Source organism: Ruminococcus sp. Marseille-P328, assembly GCF_964249465.1.
GTDB lineage: Bacteria > Bacillota > Clostridia > Lachnospirales > Lachnospiraceae > Blautia_A > Blautia_A faecis.
This window is the reverse complement of record NZ_CAXUBQ010000030.1, coordinates 1-17110: the sequence shown is the minus strand read 5'-3', so window position 1 is coordinate 17110 and position 17110 is coordinate 1. Positions and strand designations below refer to the sequence as shown.

16 protein-coding genes are annotated in these 17110 nt (G+C 40.9%); 3 read left to right on the top strand and 13 right to left on the bottom strand.

All coding sequences use genetic code 11. From position 1 onward, the window contains the following. Positions 1–122 precede the first annotated feature (122 nt). A complete protein-coding gene (locus ACESTK_RS17535) occupies positions 123–1307 on the bottom strand; it encodes a DnaJ C-terminal domain-containing protein (protein ID WP_195991342.1) in 1185 nt (394 codons plus the stop codon). A 536-nt stretch (positions 1308–1843) separates the two neighbouring features. Between ACESTK_RS17535 and ACESTK_RS17530 the strand changes: the two genes are divergently transcribed. Continuing rightward, on the top strand, positions 1844–3214 hold the full coding sequence (locus ACESTK_RS17530; RefSeq protein WP_195589128.1) for an MATE family efflux transporter: 1371 nt from the start codon (positions 1844–1846) through the stop codon (positions 3212–3214). 80 nt (positions 3215–3294) lie between these two features. On the opposite strand, the gene ACESTK_RS17525 is transcribed toward ACESTK_RS17530, so the two are convergent. Further along, complete coding sequence (locus ACESTK_RS17525; RefSeq protein WP_148461707.1) at positions 3295–3468, bottom strand: hypothetical protein; 174 nt, start codon at positions 3466–3468, stop codon at positions 3295–3297. Positions 3469–3555: 87 nt separating this feature from the next. After that, on the bottom strand, positions 3556–4902 hold the full coding sequence (locus ACESTK_RS17520) for an MATE family efflux transporter (RefSeq protein WP_204453979.1): 1347 nt from the start codon (positions 4900–4902) through the stop codon (positions 3556–3558). Between the two features lie 71 nt (positions 4903–4973). Between ACESTK_RS17520 and ACESTK_RS17515 the strand changes: the two genes are divergently transcribed. Next, the gene (locus ACESTK_RS17515) at positions 4974–5876 is read left to right on the top strand and encodes an AraC family transcriptional regulator (protein ID WP_148461709.1); all 903 of its coding nucleotides are present in this window, start codon (positions 4974–4976) and stop codon (positions 5874–5876) included. A gap of 427 nt (positions 5877–6303) precedes the next feature. Here ACESTK_RS17515 and ACESTK_RS17510 read toward each other — a convergent pair whose 3' ends face one another. After that, a complete protein-coding gene (locus tag ACESTK_RS17510) occupies positions 6304–7662 on the bottom strand; it encodes a M20 family metallopeptidase (RefSeq protein WP_373120369.1) in 1359 nt (452 codons plus the stop codon). Positions 7663–7745: 83 nt separating this feature from the next. Further along, positions 7746–8636: a 4Fe-4S binding protein gene (locus ACESTK_RS17505; RefSeq protein WP_173717264.1), complete on the bottom strand. Its 891-nt coding sequence runs from the start codon at positions 8634–8636 to the stop codon at positions 7746–7748. Positions 8637–8783: 147 nt separating this feature from the next. On the opposite strand from ACESTK_RS17505, the gene ACESTK_RS17500 reads away from it, so the two are divergent. Beyond that, positions 8784–8957, top strand: coding sequence for a chorismate--pyruvate lyase (locus ACESTK_RS17500; RefSeq protein ID WP_118582657.1), 174 nt, complete (start codon positions 8784–8786; stop codon positions 8955–8957). A gap of 38 nt (positions 8958–8995) precedes the next feature. Here the strand turns inward: ACESTK_RS17500 and ACESTK_RS17495 are convergent, their stop codons facing one another. The 8 genes from ACESTK_RS17495 to ACESTK_RS17460 form a co-directional block, all read right to left on the bottom strand. Next, positions 8996–9595: an HDIG domain-containing metalloprotein gene (locus tag ACESTK_RS17495; RefSeq protein WP_173772756.1), complete on the bottom strand. Its 600-nt coding sequence runs from the start codon at positions 9593–9595 to the stop codon at positions 8996–8998. Positions 9596–9766: 171 nt separating this feature from the next. Continuing rightward, positions 9767–10117, bottom strand: coding sequence for a molecular chaperone Hsp90 (locus tag ACESTK_RS17490; protein ID WP_373120368.1), 351 nt, complete (start codon positions 10115–10117; stop codon positions 9767–9769). Positions 10118–10332: 215 nt separating this feature from the next. Then, positions 10333–11133, bottom strand: a complete 801-nt coding sequence (locus ACESTK_RS17485; RefSeq protein ID WP_227200933.1) for a transcriptional regulator — start codon at positions 11131–11133, stop codon at positions 10333–10335. 160 nt (positions 11134–11293) lie between these two features. After that, positions 11294–12907, bottom strand: a complete 1614-nt coding sequence (locus ACESTK_RS17480; protein WP_008394611.1) for a recombinase family protein — start codon at positions 12905–12907, stop codon at positions 11294–11296. A gap of 111 nt (positions 12908–13018) precedes the next feature. Next, positions 13019–13228: a hypothetical protein gene (locus tag ACESTK_RS17475; RefSeq protein WP_008394616.1), complete on the bottom strand. Its 210-nt coding sequence runs from the start codon at positions 13226–13228 to the stop codon at positions 13019–13021. 784 nt (positions 13229–14012) lie between these two features. Next, positions 14013–15227 (bottom strand): replication initiation factor domain-containing protein, encoded by a 1215-nt coding sequence (locus tag ACESTK_RS17470; protein ID WP_008394618.1) that lies wholly within the window; start codon positions 15225–15227, stop codon positions 14013–14015. A gap of 399 nt (positions 15228–15626) precedes the next feature. Next, on the bottom strand, positions 15627–16157 hold the full coding sequence (locus tag ACESTK_RS17465; protein ID WP_002303421.1) for a dihydrofolate reductase family protein: 531 nt from the start codon (positions 16155–16157) through the stop codon (positions 15627–15629). 181 nt (positions 16158–16338) lie between these two features. Beyond that, positions 16339–16995: a hypothetical protein gene (locus ACESTK_RS17460; protein ID WP_002303420.1), complete on the bottom strand. Its 657-nt coding sequence runs from the start codon at positions 16993–16995 to the stop codon at positions 16339–16341. Positions 16996–17110: the final 115 nt, after the last annotated feature.

Below are 17110 nucleotides of genomic sequence, written 5' to 3'. Positions count from 1 at the left end.
AAGACATAGAAACAAACTGCTTACATGCATTCAGCTTAGATTTAGCAAACCAAATTTTATACATGTAAGCTATATTGTACCTTTCGCTTATTTAATAAATAGTTATTTAATAGCAGGCAATTTTACGCTGTTCGACTTCCTCTTGTACCAGCCATTCTGGTACTGGTATCAAATTCACGAAGTCTCCGTTTGGATTCCTCGCTTAAATTTCTCGGTACCTGAACCTGGACGGTTACGTACAGATCACCGTAGACTCCAGCTTTTCCCATTGCCTGGATACCTTTTCCTTTCAGACGGATCTTGCTGCCAGACTGTGTGCCTTCCGGGATACGGCACATTACCTGGCCATTCAGGGTCTGGACTTTTGCCTCACCGCCCAGAGCAGCTGTGATGAACGGCACATTTACGGTGGTGTAAACGTCGGTGCCTTTTCGCTCAAAGCCAGGGCGCTCGCCTACATGAACCTTCAGAAGAAGATCCCCTGCGGGAGCACCTCCGTAACCTGGATTTCCTTTGCCTCTCAGACGGATACTCTTGCCGTTGTCAATTCCGGCAGGAATGTGAACTTTCAGAGTCTGTTTGCCACTGCCGTCTGCACCAGAAAGATTAATCAGCTTGTCGCAACCAAATGCTGCCTCGTTGAAGCTGATGGAAATTTCTGCGTTCAGGTCCTGGCCTTTCTGCTGGTGACTGCCACTAAAGCCGCTATTGCAGCTGTTTCCAAAGCCATCTCCATAACCGGTACCATCAAAACCTCCACTGCCGAAACTACCATTAAATCCGCTTCTAAAAGAGCCGTTTTCAAAACCAGAGTGACCAAAACCGCTTCCTCCAAATCCGTGTGCGGAACCAGCCTTTCCAGAATTGCTTCCTCCTCCGAAGCCTCCTCCAAACAGATTCTTCAGAATATCGTCCATGTCACCACCTTCGAAATGAAATTCCTGATAGCTGCCATCCGGACTTCTGTAAGCACCGCTATGACTATTTCCAAAACCGCCAAAGCCACTGAATCCAGAGCCGTCAAAGCCGCCGTTTCTATTAAAGCCACCTTCACCATATCCGGCACCGCCAGCACCTTCTTCAAATGCTGCATGACCGAACTGATCATAGAGTTTTTTCTTCTCAGGGTCACTGAGCACATTATATGCTTCTGTGACTTCCTTAAACTTTTCTTCAGCATCCGGATTTCCCGCGTTTGAATCCGGATGGTATTTCTTTGCCATCTTACGATAAGCTTTCTTTATAGCATCTTTATCCGCGCTGCGACTGATTCCCAGCACTTCATAATAATCTCTCTTTGCTCCCATACTGGTCACCTCTGACTCCTCATATTGCGAAATAAATTCATTACTGCCCACAGCTTTCATCCATATACTTTGTAATATATTTTCTGAATACAGTAATGTCAATTTATTGTAACTATTCAGTATCTACAAATTCCCCGGAATCTCTTCCGGGGAATGCTGTTGTCCATCTCCCGAACATTCACGGGAAACAACTTTTGTTTTTGTTCTATTTGTAATATAACATTCATTCTTTTAAAAGTCAAGGTATGGAACATAATTTCATATTTTTTTCACATTAGGCTTTTTCAAACAGGCTTTAGAGTATTTTCAAGGTTACTGTTCACTGGTAACATTCCGCGAGGTGTTTTTTGTGAACAAAGTTCACAAAAAACCCGAGAATTGCGGCGCGAAATCATGCGAATGCATGATTTCTGTGCATCGCGAAGCGAGTTACTGGTCACGGAGTGAACAGTAACTTTTCAAGTCATATTTCATCTTCTTAAAATGCGTTTTCTATGGTATAATAATGATACTTTACTATTTTCAGGAGATCTAAAATGAAAAAGAAACAATTAAATCTCACCTCCGGTCCTATTTTACGGACTTTGTCTGAGCTGGCACTGCCAATCATGGCTTCTTCCTTCCTGTCTACCGCCTACAACATTACAGATATGGCATGGATAGGAATGCTGGGCTCTAAAGCAGTGGCGGGTGTGGGCGTGGGAGGTATGTACGTCTGGCTCTCCCAGGGACTTTCTTCCCTGGCAAGAATGGGAGGACAGGTAAACATGGCGCATTCCCTTGGAAGAGGTGATCAGAAGGCTGCCGCAGGCTTTGCACAGGCAGCTCTGCAGCTTACCATACTATTCTCTCTTTTTGTTACATTGATCAGTATATTATTTACGAATCCGCTGCTGCAGTTTTTTGCATTAAATGATGCAGAAACTTACAACAGTGCCAGAATTTATATGCGGATTACCTGCGGACTAATCCTGTTTTCCTTCCTTTCCCAGGTGCTGACAGGTCTTTTCACAGCCCAGGGCGATTCCAAAACACCGCTGAAAGCAAACTTCTTTGGCCTGATACTGAATATGATCCTTGATCCGCTTCTTGTTCTTGGTGTAGGACCATTTCCCAGATTAGAAGTTGTAGGAGCAGCAGTTGCAACTGTTACCGCACAGATTATAGTTCTGCTGATCCTTGTTGCAGAAATTCTCCGTGACCACGGTGAAGCCAATGTACTACACAAAATCCGTCTGCTTTCACGACCGGATATTGCCTGTTTAAAAGGTGTCTTTCGCATTGGAACCCCCACTGCACTTCAGGGAAGCCTTTACTGTATCATCTCCATGATACTCACCCGAATGGTTTCCGGATTCGGGGACGGAGCGATTGCCGTACAGCGTGTAGGCGGACAGATTGAGTCCCTTTCCTGGAACACGGCTGACGGTTTTGGCTCTGCCCTGAATGCTTTCATGGGACAGAACTACGGAGCAGGAAAAAAAGACCGAATCAAATCAGGATACCATATTTCCATTCGGCTTCTGATATGCTGGGCTGCACTGATCACTATTGCCTTTGTATTTTTTCCACGGCAGATTTCTGTGCTCTTTTTCCACGAAGAGGAGGTTATCCGGCTTTCCGTTGATTACCTGCGGATCATCGGATTTTCCGAAATTTTTCTCAGCGTGGAAATGATGACTGTGGGCGCCCTGTCTGGTCTTGGACGTACACAGCTTTGCAGTCTGATCAGCGTTGGCCTGACTGTTATACGAATTCCTCTTGCACTAGTCCTGTCAAACACTGCACTGGGACTGAATGGAATCTGGTGGGCACTGACACTTTCCACCGTTTCAAAGGGAATTATTTTTTATTTTGTGTTCCAGTATATTTGCGAACATAGTTTGTTAAGAACTACAAACAGATAATAAAAGGATCCGGCAGATGATATTTTCACAACATCTGTCGGATCTTATTATCTAATAGAATTTTCTGCTACTCCAGGCAGTTATTCTCCTATGAGTACTTCTTTTCCTTTAAATGCAAATCCGTAATGATGAATCTTTTCATTATAAAACTTGAATTCCAGAACCATAGCCGGCAGACTGCCTTCCCTTTGAGGACGCGGAATCAGCATAATATCATAGCGTCCAAAACCACTTTCCCGATTGGAACGAATCATATAATTCTCCCGTCATTCCACCCAAAACACCTTGATTATACCATCTCGCCATGCCAATATCTACTAATTTCATAAAAATACCACAATTTAAGCGGTCTGTGCGCTGTCTTTCATCATCCTGTAATAGCAAGGGATCAGAAGTGCACACGCACCGAACCAGGCCAGTGGACTGGCAATACAGACAGCCGTATAGCCAAGGATTCCTGCCATTCCAACAGTAGCAATGATCCGCATCACCAGCTCGATCATGCAGGCTGTGAAAGGAGCCCGGCCGTTTTGCATGCTCTGAATGGAAGTGCGGTATACGGCAAGCAGACCAAGAATGAAATAAAATGGTGCCACAATTGTGAGATACATATCGGAATAATGATATATTTCCTGTGTTGGATCAGACAGAAACATCCGCACGATCGGATGGCGAAGGATGAGAATTCCAACACACATAAACAGGTTAAAAGCTTCTGTCTGAATCAGGCAGGCGCGTACTCCCTGACGGATTCTGTCCTTCTTTCCAGCACCAAAATTCTGTGCCACATAATTGGAAATTGCAGTCATCATAGCATTATTTACAAGGACGGAAAGCTGGTCTGCTTTGGAAGCGGCAGTGTAACCGGCTACTGCTGCCGTTCCAAGAGAATTTACCACAGCCTGCATAGCCAGCTGTCCAATACACATAACCGACATCTGAAACCCCATTGGAAAACCGGTTTTCAAATGAAGGACTGCTGCGTCTTTCAGGTCATAAAAATCTTCTCTGTGAAGATGAAGAATCTGAAATTTTTTCATTCCTACAAGCAAGGAAAGTACAGCGGAAAGGAACTGGGAAAGTATGGTAGCCCAGGCTGCTCCTGCCACTCCCATATGCATGGGAACAATAAATAAAATATCCAGAAAAATATTCAAAACAGAAGAAAATACCAGGAAATACAGTGGTGTTTTACTGTCTCCAAGAGCCCTCAGCATATTAGAGATCATGTTGTAAAAAACGGTTGCACCGGTGCCCAGAAGCACCACAAACATATAGTCATAGGCTTCTCCGGAAATATCCTCAGGAATCTGCATCCAGCTAAGTATCTGATGCGCAAGCAGACAACAGACAAGTGTAAGAACCACCGTAAAGGCAATACTTAAAAGAGTGGAAACAGCAATGCTTTTTCGCATTCCTTTTTCATCCTTTGCACCACAACGCTGCCCCAGGCAGATACCAAATCCACCGGTAAATCCATTGATAAAACAGAACACAAAGTAGATAATAATGCTGGTGGAACCAACTGCTGCAAGGGACTCTGCTCCCAGCGTTTTTCCCACGATCACAGAATCTGCCAGAGTATAAAAAAGCTGAAACAGGTTTCCTAAAATTACAGGAATGGCAAATTTCAGCAAAGACCAGAACGGATTTCCTGTGGTCAGATCCATTTCTTTTGAACGAGACATCTGTACCTCCCTCTTGCGCTGCACATGTGCTGGCGCTATAATAAAAATATAAACCACTTGGAGAATTGTATATGTCAATGCGAAAAATTCTGGTAGACGATACCAACAGAGAACTTTGCCCTCATGGAACCGAAAGCTTTCCAATGACAGTGAGTCATGATGATCTCTGGGATTTTGAAGGAAAAAGTGTTCCCATTCACTGGCATAATGATCTGGAGATCAGCCTTCCCAGAAAAGGAGAATCTATCTATCAGATTTATCAAAAAAGCTATCATCTGAATCCAGGAGAAGGTCTTCTCATAAATCGAAATGTGCCTCACAGCTGCCATTCACCGGGCAATCAACCAGCCAGATACAGCACCATTCTGGTCCGCCCGGACTTTATGTACGGAGACTTTGGAAGTGATGTGGAGAAAAACTGTTTCAGACCTTTTCTTCAAAACGCAGCAATTCCATGTGTTCTTTTGACGCCTGATACACCTTCGCACCAACAGATCCTGGAAAAGCTTAATCTGATCGAACAGCTTTTTGATCACAAACCTTACTGTTACGAATTGAAAATCAAAGGACTTCTATGCCAGATTTTCAGTGATATTCTCTTTGAGAGTCAGAACTATTCCTCCCATTACACGCCTTCCAATCAGCTGGAGCTTGAACGTCTGGAACAAATGCTGAATTATCTGAATACGCATTTTGATTCTGTAATATCCCTACAGCAGCTTGCAGATCATGTGCATCTGTCCAGAGAGGTCTGCTGCCGTCTTTTCAAAAAAATGACGGGCAAAACCATCACTGCCTATCTGGAAGAATACCGGGCGAAAAAGAGCTTCTCCCTGGTACAAAGCGGGCAGTATTCCATGACTCAGATTGCTGCCCTGACAGGCTTCAGCAATGCAAGCCGTTTTGCCATCGGATTCCGCAAGTATTTCGGCTGCAATCCCGGTGAATACAATTCTCTGAAAAGCCAGGATTAGTGCTAACTCAGTTTAACCTGTGTTGACACTTTCTTTTCAATGCACGCCTATTATATACCTGCTTGTTAAAAAAAGACGATTCTAACATTGTCATTTCTGATACAGATATTGACATTTTCCAATTGCAATATAATCTCAATATTCTCAGAGCTTTTTTTGTGTAAAAGAAGTATTGCAAAGTAATTTCCTGATCACACAAAGAAGCCCTCGAATGCCAGTAACATTCGAGGACTTCTTCTTTTATTTTTGTATTCAAAACTTGTTTAATTGGAGGCAAGCAGATCTTCCAGGTCCGCTTTGCTACTTGCTCATAACCGAATAACTGCTTCGCAGTTTATCAGAAGGAGCTTACACTCCTCCTGATACAAGAAAGTCTCCCACTGCGTATTGCTTTTCGCAATCGCCCCAGGGAACTTACTTGATTCGGTTAAATTGCTAACAAATTCTTAATTGCTTCCATATACACTTCCACAGCCTCTTCCATCTCAGAAACCAGAATGAATTCATCTGCTCCGTGAATACGATAATCCACCCCCAGTTTCTCCGGACCAAATGCAATAATATTTTTCAGAGATTTGGCATAGGTACCACCGCCAATTACCATTGGTTTGTTCTCCGTGTCGCCAGTCACATCCACATAAGCCTTGTACAGGGCATTTACCAGCGGAGATTCTCTTGGGAAGAACAACGGATTACCGATTTCCCCCACCTCAATACGGCCATTTTCATCTTCCAGATTACCCTCTATACGATTCAGAATATCATCCTTTTTGAAGGTTACAGGTACACGGATGTCGATGGTGCAGGAAATCACACCATTCTCTGTTTTTACGATTCCATTGCAGAAGGTCAGCTCACCAAATTCATCGGCAATTTTAAGGCCAACACCGGAGCCATCACAGGCAGTTCCAATGTGCTGATTATAAAATTTAACAAAATCGTCTTCAAAGCCTGCCTTTGCAAGACATTCCATGGTAACACCTGCTGCGTTGATACCAAGTGTCGGGGTGCTGGCATGAGCCGGTACGCCTTTTGCATAAATGGTGATCTGGTTTTCGGTTTCCGTAACTTTATATTCCTGCAGTTTTGTTTCGGAAAGCATCTGCTCCAGTTTCTCCTTAAGACCAGCTTCTGCCGGAATCACAGTGGTACAGTTATCGCATACTGCGTTGGAAACAAAGCCACCATTCATGGAGATAATTCTGGTATTTTTGGAATATGCCATCATGGACATATAGCCTTTTTCACCATGAATACATGGGAAATTTGCATCAGGTGTAAAGCCGCAGGATAACTCTTCCTCTACCTCATTATAATGTGCCATACATTTGGAACCGGTCTCCTCATTGCATCCCATGATCAGACGGACTCTTTTGTTCAGTTTCACACCGGAATCCTTTAGAAGTTTCATCGCATAGAGAGCTTCAATTACAGGTCCTTTGTCATCTGTAGTTCCACGTCCGTATACATGGTCGCCATCTCGTGTCAGCTTAAATGGATCGTAGGTCCAGTCACCACCTACAGGTACAATATCAAGATGACCTGCAATACCTACGATTTCTTCGCCTTCTCCCATTTCGGCGTAACCACAGTAATTATCAAGATTTACGGTTTTAAAACCAAGCTCTCTGGCAATTTCAAGCCCGATCTCAAGTGCCTCTGCCGGTCCTTCTCCGAAAGGTTTCCCCTCTGACGTGGTGCCAAGCTGGGAATCAACGGCAACCAGCTTTCCAAGATTTTCAAGCATTTCCTCAGATAATGCATGGATTTGTTCTCTTGTATTCATAGATGTTATATTTCCTCCAAATTCTATTTTATCTGTGCAGAGCATTTCCACCAATTGTAATGACTCTCCCGGGTAACGTCTTTTCACAGCTGCTCCAACAGCTGCTTCTCCACATTTTCAAAGCCAATTCTCTCAATAGTCTCCGCAAAACGTTCTCCCTTTATTCCATTGTCACGGAAGAAAAGAATGGCCTTTTCAATCACATCCAGAGCTTCTTCTTTGGATGTAAAAATCCGGCCAAGGGCTTTTCCCTGAGATACTTTTTTACCCCAGCGTCCACCTATGTATATCTTATAGCCGTAAGCGCCGTCCTCAATGGTATGGAACGGACATTTTCCAACACAGCGGCCGCAGTTTTTACATATGTTTTTGTCAATCTGAATCTTCCCATCAACCACCTTTGCCACTTTGTTTGGACAGGCAGCCTCAATGGCACATTTCTTGCAGCCTTTACATACATCTGCATTGACGTTTGGAATTCTCTGTCCAATAATTCCTACATCATTCAGGTCTGGTTTCACACAGTTATTCGGACAGCCACCCACTGCAATCTTAAATTTATGCGGAAGTGCAACCTCCCTGTAGCCTTCATAAAAACGTCTGTAAATTTCTTCTGATACTGCATAGGAATCCAGAAGTCCATACTGGCATGTAGTTCCTTTGCAGGACACTACAGGACGTACCTTAGCCCCTGTTCCACCTGTTACCAGGCCTTCCTTCGCTATAAATTTCTGAAATTCTTCAATCTTATCGTAGGGAATTCCCGGGATTTCCACGGAAAGTCTGGTGGTATACAAAAGCTCACCGTTTCCAAATTTTTCTGCAGCGTCTGCCATACAGCGATGCTGTGCTGCAGTTACTTTTCCATTTGTTGTAAGAACTCTTGCTGAAAACAGGTCGGTTCCTCTGTTATTCAGAAAGCCCATTCCTTTTACTCTTTTTTCATCTTCCGGACTGATTGTTAATGCTGACATTTTTGATACCTCATTTTCTGATGTTATTCACTGATAATTTTTTCATCTATGAATTCTATTATAGCACCTGAATTGGTATTTGAAAAACGTTTTTCTCTGTGGTATTCTATAAGCATATAAATAATACAAACCGGAGGGATAATTTCTATGTTAATTTGTGATTATATTGTAGAATCTATTGACGGCGACTACGCTCACCTGCGCAGGACAGATCTTCCCGAGGAAGAACTGAAGCTGGTAGCAAGAGCGCTTCTGCCATTTGACATTACAGAAGGATGCAGATTACATTATGAAATGATGCAGTATACCATAGTTGACTGATATACTGCATAGTAATTCATTCGATTGTAAAACAACATTCAGGCATTTTCTAGCTCCGCATTAATCGTATCTTCACTGGCTGCCATTGCCTGCAGTGTCATGGTCAGCAATTTTTCCAGTTCCCATCCAAGCTGCTGCGCACCGCGCTCAATTACTTCCCGGGAGCAGCCTGCTGCGAAACCTTTGCTCTTGTACTTTTTCTTCAGGGATTTCAGTTCCATATCTTTAGTGCTCTTAGACGGACGCATTAAAGCTGCTGCCCAGATCAATCCGGTAAGTTCGTCTGCTGCAAAGAGCACTTTTTCCATCTCCTGTTCCGGTGCTACATCAATCGTTACACCGCAGCCTACGGTTATTCCATATCCGTGAGATACCACACTGTGTATCACATCTTCGCCTACCCCTGCCTCGCGAAGCATTTCCGGTGCTTTCAGGCAATGCTCTTCCGGATAAAGCTCGAAATCAATGTCGTGAAGAAGCCCTACGATTCCCCAGTATTCAGCATCCTCTCCATATCCCAGTTCGTTTGCATACCATTTCATGACCGCTTCCACAGTCAGTGCATGCTGGATATGAAATGGATCCTTGTTGTATTTTTTTAATAATGAAAAAGCATCGTCTCTTGTGATTGTTTCCATTGTTGTCACTCCTCGTATGTCTGTATCTGAACTTGATTTCCGGATTTTTCTCCAATTACCCTCACTCACGAACATGTTGTAAAGTCCTGCTCCCGATTTTTCTTTATTGTCAAGCGGATATTCCAGGTCCGCTTCGCTACGTATCTCTACACCGAATAACTGCGCCGCAGTTTATTCGGTTAAAATCTCCTCTTTCTTCGCAAGCAGTGCCTCGCATGCTGCACATGCCGGACAATCACAGTATTTTTCACCTGCAGCTTTGCGCTCTTTTGCGTGAAGCAAAACATTTTTCACACCATCTGTACCAAAAACCTTAGCTCCCATATCAGACTCAGCAAAGGAAATCAATCCCTCGATAGGCATAATATCCGCTTCCATCTCTGCAACGTATGCTTTGGCTGCATCTGCTTCTTTTTCCGTTCCAACAGCATCCAGATAATTTTGTGCTGCGTCTTTGATCTCTTTACAAGCGGATGGTGTTGCTAATAAATCCCCGGTTAATTCACGAATTGTTTTTTCCATAATAAAACTCCCTTTCTGAAGTGTGTTCTTTCTATACTCTGTTTACCACATGAGCATATTCATGATTTGGAATAAAAGAAAAACCTTGCAAATACTATACATCGTTCTTTATTTATATACAACCATTTTGAGGAAAGTAATAATTTTGATACCAGTGTCAAAAGGTCAAAAAGCCTTATCGTGCTTGCACGATAAGGCTTTTGAATATCATAATTTTAATTCCCTGATAACAATTTTTTCCAGGGTTCGTATTCTTTCATATAAGCAAACTCTTCTGCGTTTCTGAAGCCTTCCAGCAATTCTTTTTTCATTTCTTCCGTATATGGATTTTCAACTTCCTGGAATTTCATATGTTTGTATAATTGGGATTCCTGAAAATCACATATGGTATCCACATTGTTCAGCAATTGCTTTGCAACCTGGAAAGTACCCTCCACATTGTTCTCTGCGGTCACAACATTCAACATTGCTGCACATTCATTGTATTTTCCCATATCAAATCCTGAAGCTAATGTACACATTTTCTCTGCCAGAAACCTTGCGTATCCATGATCTTTTTCCTCAAGAGCCTTAGTAATCATGATTCCAAAAGCCAAATTCAAGGTGGTATACTCTGAAAAAACAGCCTTTTCCAGCATCTCAAATGCCTCTTCTTTTTTCCCCTGCTTCATATATAATTGTCCCTGCTTCACCTTTTTCATGGGATCATAATCGGAAAAATAGTTTAAATATTTTTCTGCCATTTCATAATTCTTTTTTCGCAAATAAAAGCCAAACAGGGAATCAGCTGCATAGTGCTGAATTTTTTCATCTTTATCACTCAGCGCCATTTCGTACCAGGAATTGATCTGCTCATCGTACCTATCCGGATTCTCGCACATGCCAATGATCCGGCGCGAATCAAGCATTACCGCAATTTGCCAGATCAGCAAATTGCAGTTTGGATATTCTTTTATGGTATTTACAGCCCACTGATAAGTCTTCTCAAAGCCTTCCTCAGAAAACATTTTGTCCATTTTGTGGATCAGCTCTTCGATTTCAAAGTCAGTCAGATTTTCGCGAAAAGACAGCAAGGTATCAAGGGAAATATGCAGTAATCTTGCAATAGGAGCTAACAATTCAATATCAGGATTGGAGTTCCCAGTTTCCCTTAGTTAAAGATATGAACCCTCTTTATCAGTCTACTTTTCCAATAAATCGGTAGTATATCTCTATTTCCTGTATTCTTTCGTTCTCCTCATTCGTTGTTGCTTCGTGAATAAGGATTTTTTCTATCATTGCATTTAATAACGGTGCTGTCAGTTCCTTTGGTACGGAATACTCCTTGATTAACTCAATCCACTTTTCAGCACCTATCATATCCTGTTCCATTTTACTTAATTCTTCTCTTAGGTTGGTTATCTGCTGTTCAAGTTCTATCTGCTCTTTTTGATATTTCCCCGACAGCATGATGAAGTTTCGTTCCGTTATCTTCTCACAGGCTCTATCTTCATACATTTTTGCAAATAAACGGTCAATCTCATTTTGTCGGTTCTCGGCTTTCTTCAAGGCACTTGCCTTTTTCTTCTTTTCCCGTATTCGCTCTGCATTGCCGACTTTCTGTATTTTGTTCAATACCTTTTCTTCGTCCTGCTGTACTGCCTTAGCCCAATACTGCAATCGTTCCAATACAGCTTGATACAGCACATCATAGCGGATATAGTGCATAGAACAATAACCTTTGCCAAACTGTCCGTAGAAACTACAAGAATAATAACTATACGGTGTTTTATTTGCCTTATTTGTCGCAAACCTCATAGACCAGCCACAATCCGCACACTTGACAAGCCCTGCAAATATCGGCGTTGCCTTTTCCTTTGTCTGTCTACGCCTTGATTTTATCTGCTCCTGCACACGATAGAACACTTCCTTGTCAATAATCGGTTCGTGCGTGTTTTCTACTCGAAACCATTCGCTTTCGGGCTTTCGTACTTTCTTCTTGCTTTTGAAAGAAACGGTTGATTGTCGATTATGAACGCTGTTTCCGATATAGACTTCACTTTTCAATATCGCCTTTACATGAGCAATCGTCCACTCATAACGCTTGCTTTCGGGCTTTCCCTCAAAGATATGAGCAAAAGTACCGTACCTTGTAAAATTCAACCAAGACGCTGTCGGGACTTTTTCTTCTCGCAGTATTTTTGTGATTTTGGCACTACCGTAACCTTGATAGGCTAGAGAGAAGATTTTTTCAACAATCCATTTTGTTTCCTCATCAACCAACAGTTTCCCTTTGATGTCGGGGTGTTTCTTATATCCTAACGGAGCATAAGCCCCATAATACGCACCCTCTGCAAATTTCGTCTTAAAGGCTGATTTCACTTTACGGCTCGTATCTCTTGCCACCCATTCATTGATGATGTTCTTAAATGGTGCAATCTCACTTTCGCCTTTTTCGCTGTCCACACCGTCGTCAATCGCTATGTAACGGACATTATGGCTGGGAAAATACAATTCTGTATATTGTCCTGTCATAATATAATTTCTACCAAGTCGTGATAAGTCTTTTGTTACAACACAGTTGATTTTTCCTGCCTCTATATCCTCAATCATTCTTTGAAAACTCGGTCTGTCAAAATTTGTTCCCGACCAGCCGTCATCAATATATTCATCAATCACATTCAAATGATGTTCTTTTGCATATAGACGCAACATACTTCTTTGTGTGGTAATGCTGGAACTTTCGCCCTGTAATTCATCATCTCGGCTTAACCTAAGATAAAGTGCAGTATTGTAAATCTGTTGTTTCATTGTCAGTTATCCTCCTTTATAACTAACCCGTGTTTACAATACCTGCTTGCAAGTAAAGTATAACACGGGTACTTTTTGTCATTCAATCTATTTCTTACAACTGCACCGATTTTATGCGATTGTCTGCTTTGCTTTTTCCAACATGACATCAGTTAGAAGTTCTTCCATTGTCTTTCCCTTTTCGGAGAAATGCTCTTTTACAACAATCTTTGTCTTTCCTCTGTTGCCAATGCCACACTTGTTATTTTTCTTTTGAATTGTTTTTACAGCATTATCAATAACACATACCCCCTTTCTGTAAAATCTTTCTAAGCAATTCAACGGCTTTTGTCATAGCCCACAGGACTTCCACCTCTGCATAGTTCTTATGTAGCCGTACCCATTGCGTGCGACGCTTTTAACGCTCAAGCTGTGGCTGTACGGGAGTATCATTATCTGACAGCACAGGTCATGGCGATAAAAGAGGACAAATCTTTTACAAGAACACAGATAGGTTGTCGCTCACTTTTGCAGGAGAAAGGTCATGGCGTATCTGTTTCAACGGCTCGCTGTCTGTCAAAGGTATTGAATTGCTTTATTCAGTTGTCAAAGAGCGATTGAAAGAAGAAAATCATCTTTCCTATATATCGCGTTGGAAAAGAGTAAAAGCGTAACCAATATTCAAAACTTTTTTCTTTTCTTGTACCATATAGGGAAAGAAATTGTCATTCTGCTAAGTTGATGATGAAAAGATTTCTTTTCACACCCTAACTACCTATGCAATACCGTTACTGCCAACTATGAAATGAAAGATTTTGTTTGCTCCATATAGGGAACGACAACTACCAAATGTTAAGTTGAGAATGAAAATATTTTCTTCTTTTCACATCAACACTCAACTGCTAATACCTGTTTGAATACAAATTGAAGATACTTTGTCTTCTTTCACATAACACTGTCCACTCATCTTGAATTTCCGACATTTTTTCAAAACTTTTCTTCTTTCACTCCATATAGGGAATGGAAACCTTGATTTGATGACCTATTTTCAAAAAAAGTTAGATTTCCTTTTCTCGTACCATATCTGTACACAAGTTGATGTTTTGTTGCAGATATTTTGAAGAAATTAAAAAATACCGTCATTCTCTTGTGGGACAGCGGTATCTATGCGTTCTTCTATGGTTGATTTTTCTAATTGTAATAAGTGTTTATGCTTATCTTTGAGTTCTGCCTGCTCAATCATATCTTTCAGTATCGTTGTATGATTTTCTCTGTCTAATGCTTGTACCATTTTTATGGTTGGTGCAACCTGTCTTTGTAACCAATGTAATGCCTTTTGTAAAGTATAAGGTTCTGGTTTAGTCGTTAATCGTATCGGCTCTCTATTTTCCCCTATAAACCATGCCCAATCATCATTTGTTTTCCATTGACTTTTCGGTTTATCATCTTCTCTATCAACAAAGCGGACATAATGATTGATGATAGAAAAAGCGGTGCGTTCAGCGTCCCGATAGGTCAGTAAATCTACAACCGCATAATAGGCTCGTTCATTCTTCATGCGTATTTCAAAACGGTTCTTGATTTCTGTATCTTCAACTTCTATGCCATTTTTGACATACTGCTCGTAATTTTTCTGATAGGCACACATATATAACTCACTACTGGTTGAACCGAGATATAAGGTTTCTCCTGTATTCTTTGGTAAATCGCTACCACATTTTTCCGTACCGCTGTAATCTTTCTGCATACGAAAGTAGGAGATACATTCGCCAGCCTTGTATTTTTCCTTTAACTTTGGAATATCTAATATTCCTGCTTTATCATTGATTGCCAAGTCAAGTCGTTTCATCTTACCACCTGCCGTTAAACAATCCAGCATAAAGTCATACCATGAGCGTTCCTGTGCCAATAGATAACTTTCCATTTGCCGACACCCTCTGCCTTTTAGTTCTAATAAAACACCTAAATGCTCTTGCATGGAACACATGATGTTGATGTCGCCTAAAACATATTTGCTTTCATATCCGTATTTTCCAAAATCTTCATAAAGCATATAATCGGCTTTTAGTTGTAATACTTCACGAATAATCTTTAATGCGTCTGTCGTAGGAAAGCGGACACGGAAGTAATCAATCAACAGAAATAGTGGTTCTTGCGGATTGAAACGCTCAATCTGTTTTTCTATCGTTTGTTTTAGTTCAGCAGAGGGAACAACAGTCCCATTCTCTATCTGGTTAAAATATGTACGACTGATACCACAGGCAACAGCAAGTTTTCTTTGTGTTACTCCATATTCTTCACGCTTTTGTCTTAATTCTTCTATAAAGTTTTTATCATTCATTCTTCAATTCCTCCAATCAAAAAAGGCAACTACCATATTTGATAATTGCCTATACTTAAATTTCCGCAAAAGAAAAGACAATCAATTTCTCGTTTGAAATCAACTGTCTTTCCTATGTCTTATTCAATTTTTATGTATTAAATGAGTGCTTTTTAGTTAACACCCTATTAAAAGCGATTTTACCTTGTAAATACAGCGTTTTCCGCTTAGTAGTGTATATTGTTTCTTGTTTTTTGTGCCCCCCTTGTTAGATAACGGGGGCTTTGAACGGCTCGCAAGCTCGCCGAACCGCCGAAGCGAACCGCCCCCTTGCAAGCATGGCGGAAAAATCTTAAGGATTTTCCCGCCAACGTGGTCGGATCGCTCCGTCGGTTTAACAGCTTTTCTGTTTCTCTCTAGTTATCTACGCATATAAATCAAATCGGTTATTCCGTTATAAGTCTGTGTTTTACAAAGCCTTAACTTTATTTCCCTGTCTATGTTGCCCAAAAGACGAACCCCATTTCCTAACAGAGTAGGAATAACAGAAATGTAATATTTATCAATCATATTTTTGCTTACCAACTGCTGAACAAGATTTGCTCCGCCACAAATCCAAATATCCTTTCCTGCTTCTTGTTTTAGCCGTTCCAATAATAAAACAGGATTTTCACTTGTAAAATGAATTTGTTGGGAAGAATTGCACTCTTTATGTGTTAATACATAAGTTGTAAATTTATTATATACCCATTCTTGCGGAGAAAGTTCAGTAACAACCTGATGAGAAGTATTCCACCCCATTAAGACAGTATCTATATCTTTGGTAAATTCTGTATAAGTGTCGATGTTTTCATTGTCATTTCCATGACCATTTAGCCAAGCTACTCCACCATTACCGTCCGCAATATATCCGTCAAGGCTCATGGCAATAAATAAAACTACTTTTCTCATTTTTTCTCTTTTATAAATACAAACAGGAATTTATTTCTCTTTTTTACTCATAAGGGAACAACTGATTGCTACAAATAAACCCATTAAAATCCATGGAAATGCTGCTCTTATAAAATCACTAACCATACTTTATTCCTCCTTAAATTCCAATTTCCTTAGTTCTACAAACTGAAATTTTTGCCTATGAATGTATCTTGTTCTTTATACGCAAACAGGCTTCTGTGTGCATAATCCAATGTCTTGAAAACGGCATTTGAATTAGTCCACAAATATCTTTATTACACCAATAATCAATCAGCCAAATTGCTTTTTCATTGTCGTTTACTACATTCAACGATTCTAAGTATCCTTTTCTTTCTTTCGGTATTTTTCTTTTCAATTCATCATAAGATAACCGTTCAAGCATTTTCTCAGTGCTTTCCCATACTTCGAAAATATATAAATATAATTCTTCCAGATTAAGCTGTTTTGAAAAGTCTGCAATCTGCTGTTTCATGAGTTCATTTCCTGTTGTAATGATAGGTGAATTGATACGCTCTTGATAATTGCCTGCAAAAAATACTTGTTCATCTTCATTTATCACTGTATGCACAACTATATCTTCAATGCGGAAAATATGCCAAATAGAATAAGCAATCGTCTTACTATGATAACCATCAGCGTTTATGAAGGGGATTGAGTTAAAATCTTCTCTGCATAATTCTTCTTTGAAAGATACTAAGGTTTGTATTAACTGACTTCGTAAAGTAAGTAAAGTATCAATACCCCTCTTATAAGTATCTTTCTTTTTTATTTGTGCCTGCATTGTTTTATTAAGTTCAGACCATTCCTTATTCATATTCAATCCTCTCTCAAATTCTGATTTTATCGCCCCATACAGTCGAGTAGACTAAGACCTCTCAATCTTAGCCCCTCACAGATCCGTACGTGCGGCTTTCCCGCATACGGCTCCT

What these genes read in the sequence shown, in the direction of transcription:
- ACESTK_RS17535 (WP_195991342.1), bottom strand. Translation starts at nt 1,307, where the DNA reads ATGGGAGCAAAGAGAGATTATTATGAAGTGCTGGGAATCAGTCGCAGC.
- ACESTK_RS17530 (WP_195589128.1), top strand. Translation starts at nt 1,844, where the DNA reads ATGAAAAAGAAACAATTAAATCTCACCTCCGGTCCTATTTTACGGACT.
- ACESTK_RS17525 (WP_148461707.1), bottom strand. Translation starts at nt 3,468, where the DNA reads ATGATTCGTTCCAATCGGGAAAGTGGTTTTGGACGCTATGATATTATG.
- ACESTK_RS17520 (WP_204453979.1), bottom strand. Translation starts at nt 4,902, where the DNA reads ATGTCTCGTTCAAAAGAAATGGATCTGACCACAGGAAATCCGTTCTGG.
- ACESTK_RS17515 (WP_148461709.1), top strand. Translation starts at nt 4,974, where the DNA reads ATGTCAATGCGAAAAATTCTGGTAGACGATACCAACAGAGAACTTTGC.
- ACESTK_RS17510 (WP_373120369.1), bottom strand. Translation starts at nt 7,662, where the DNA reads ATGAATACAAGAGAACAAATCCATGCATTATCTGAGGAAATGCTTGAA.
- ACESTK_RS17505 (WP_173717264.1), bottom strand. Translation starts at nt 8,636, where the DNA reads ATGTCAGCATTAACAATCAGTCCGGAAGATGAAAAAAGAGTAAAAGGA.
- ACESTK_RS17500 (WP_118582657.1), top strand. Translation starts at nt 8,784, where the DNA reads ATGTTAATTTGTGATTATATTGTAGAATCTATTGACGGCGACTACGCT.
- ACESTK_RS17495 (WP_173772756.1), bottom strand. Translation starts at nt 9,595, where the DNA reads ATGGAAACAATCACAAGAGACGATGCTTTTTCATTATTAAAAAAATAC.
- ACESTK_RS17490 (WP_373120368.1), bottom strand. Translation starts at nt 10,117, where the DNA reads ATGGAAAAAACAATTCGTGAATTAACCGGGGATTTATTAGCAACACCA.
- ACESTK_RS17485 (WP_227200933.1), bottom strand. Translation starts at nt 11,133, where the DNA reads ATGGACAAAATGTTTTCTGAGGAAGGCTTTGAGAAGACTTATCAGTGG.
- ACESTK_RS17480 (WP_008394611.1), bottom strand. Translation starts at nt 12,907, where the DNA reads ATGAAACAACAGATTTACAATACTGCACTTTATCTTAGGTTAAGCCGA.
- ACESTK_RS17470 (WP_008394618.1), bottom strand. Translation starts at nt 15,227, where the DNA reads ATGAATGATAAAAACTTTATAGAAGAATTAAGACAAAAGCGTGAAGAA.
- ACESTK_RS17465 (WP_002303421.1), bottom strand. Translation starts at nt 16,157, where the DNA reads ATGAGAAAAGTAGTTTTATTTATTGCCATGAGCCTTGACGGATATATT.
- ACESTK_RS17460 (WP_002303420.1), bottom strand. Translation starts at nt 16,995, where the DNA reads ATGAATAAGGAATGGTCTGAACTTAATAAAACAATGCAGGCACAAATA.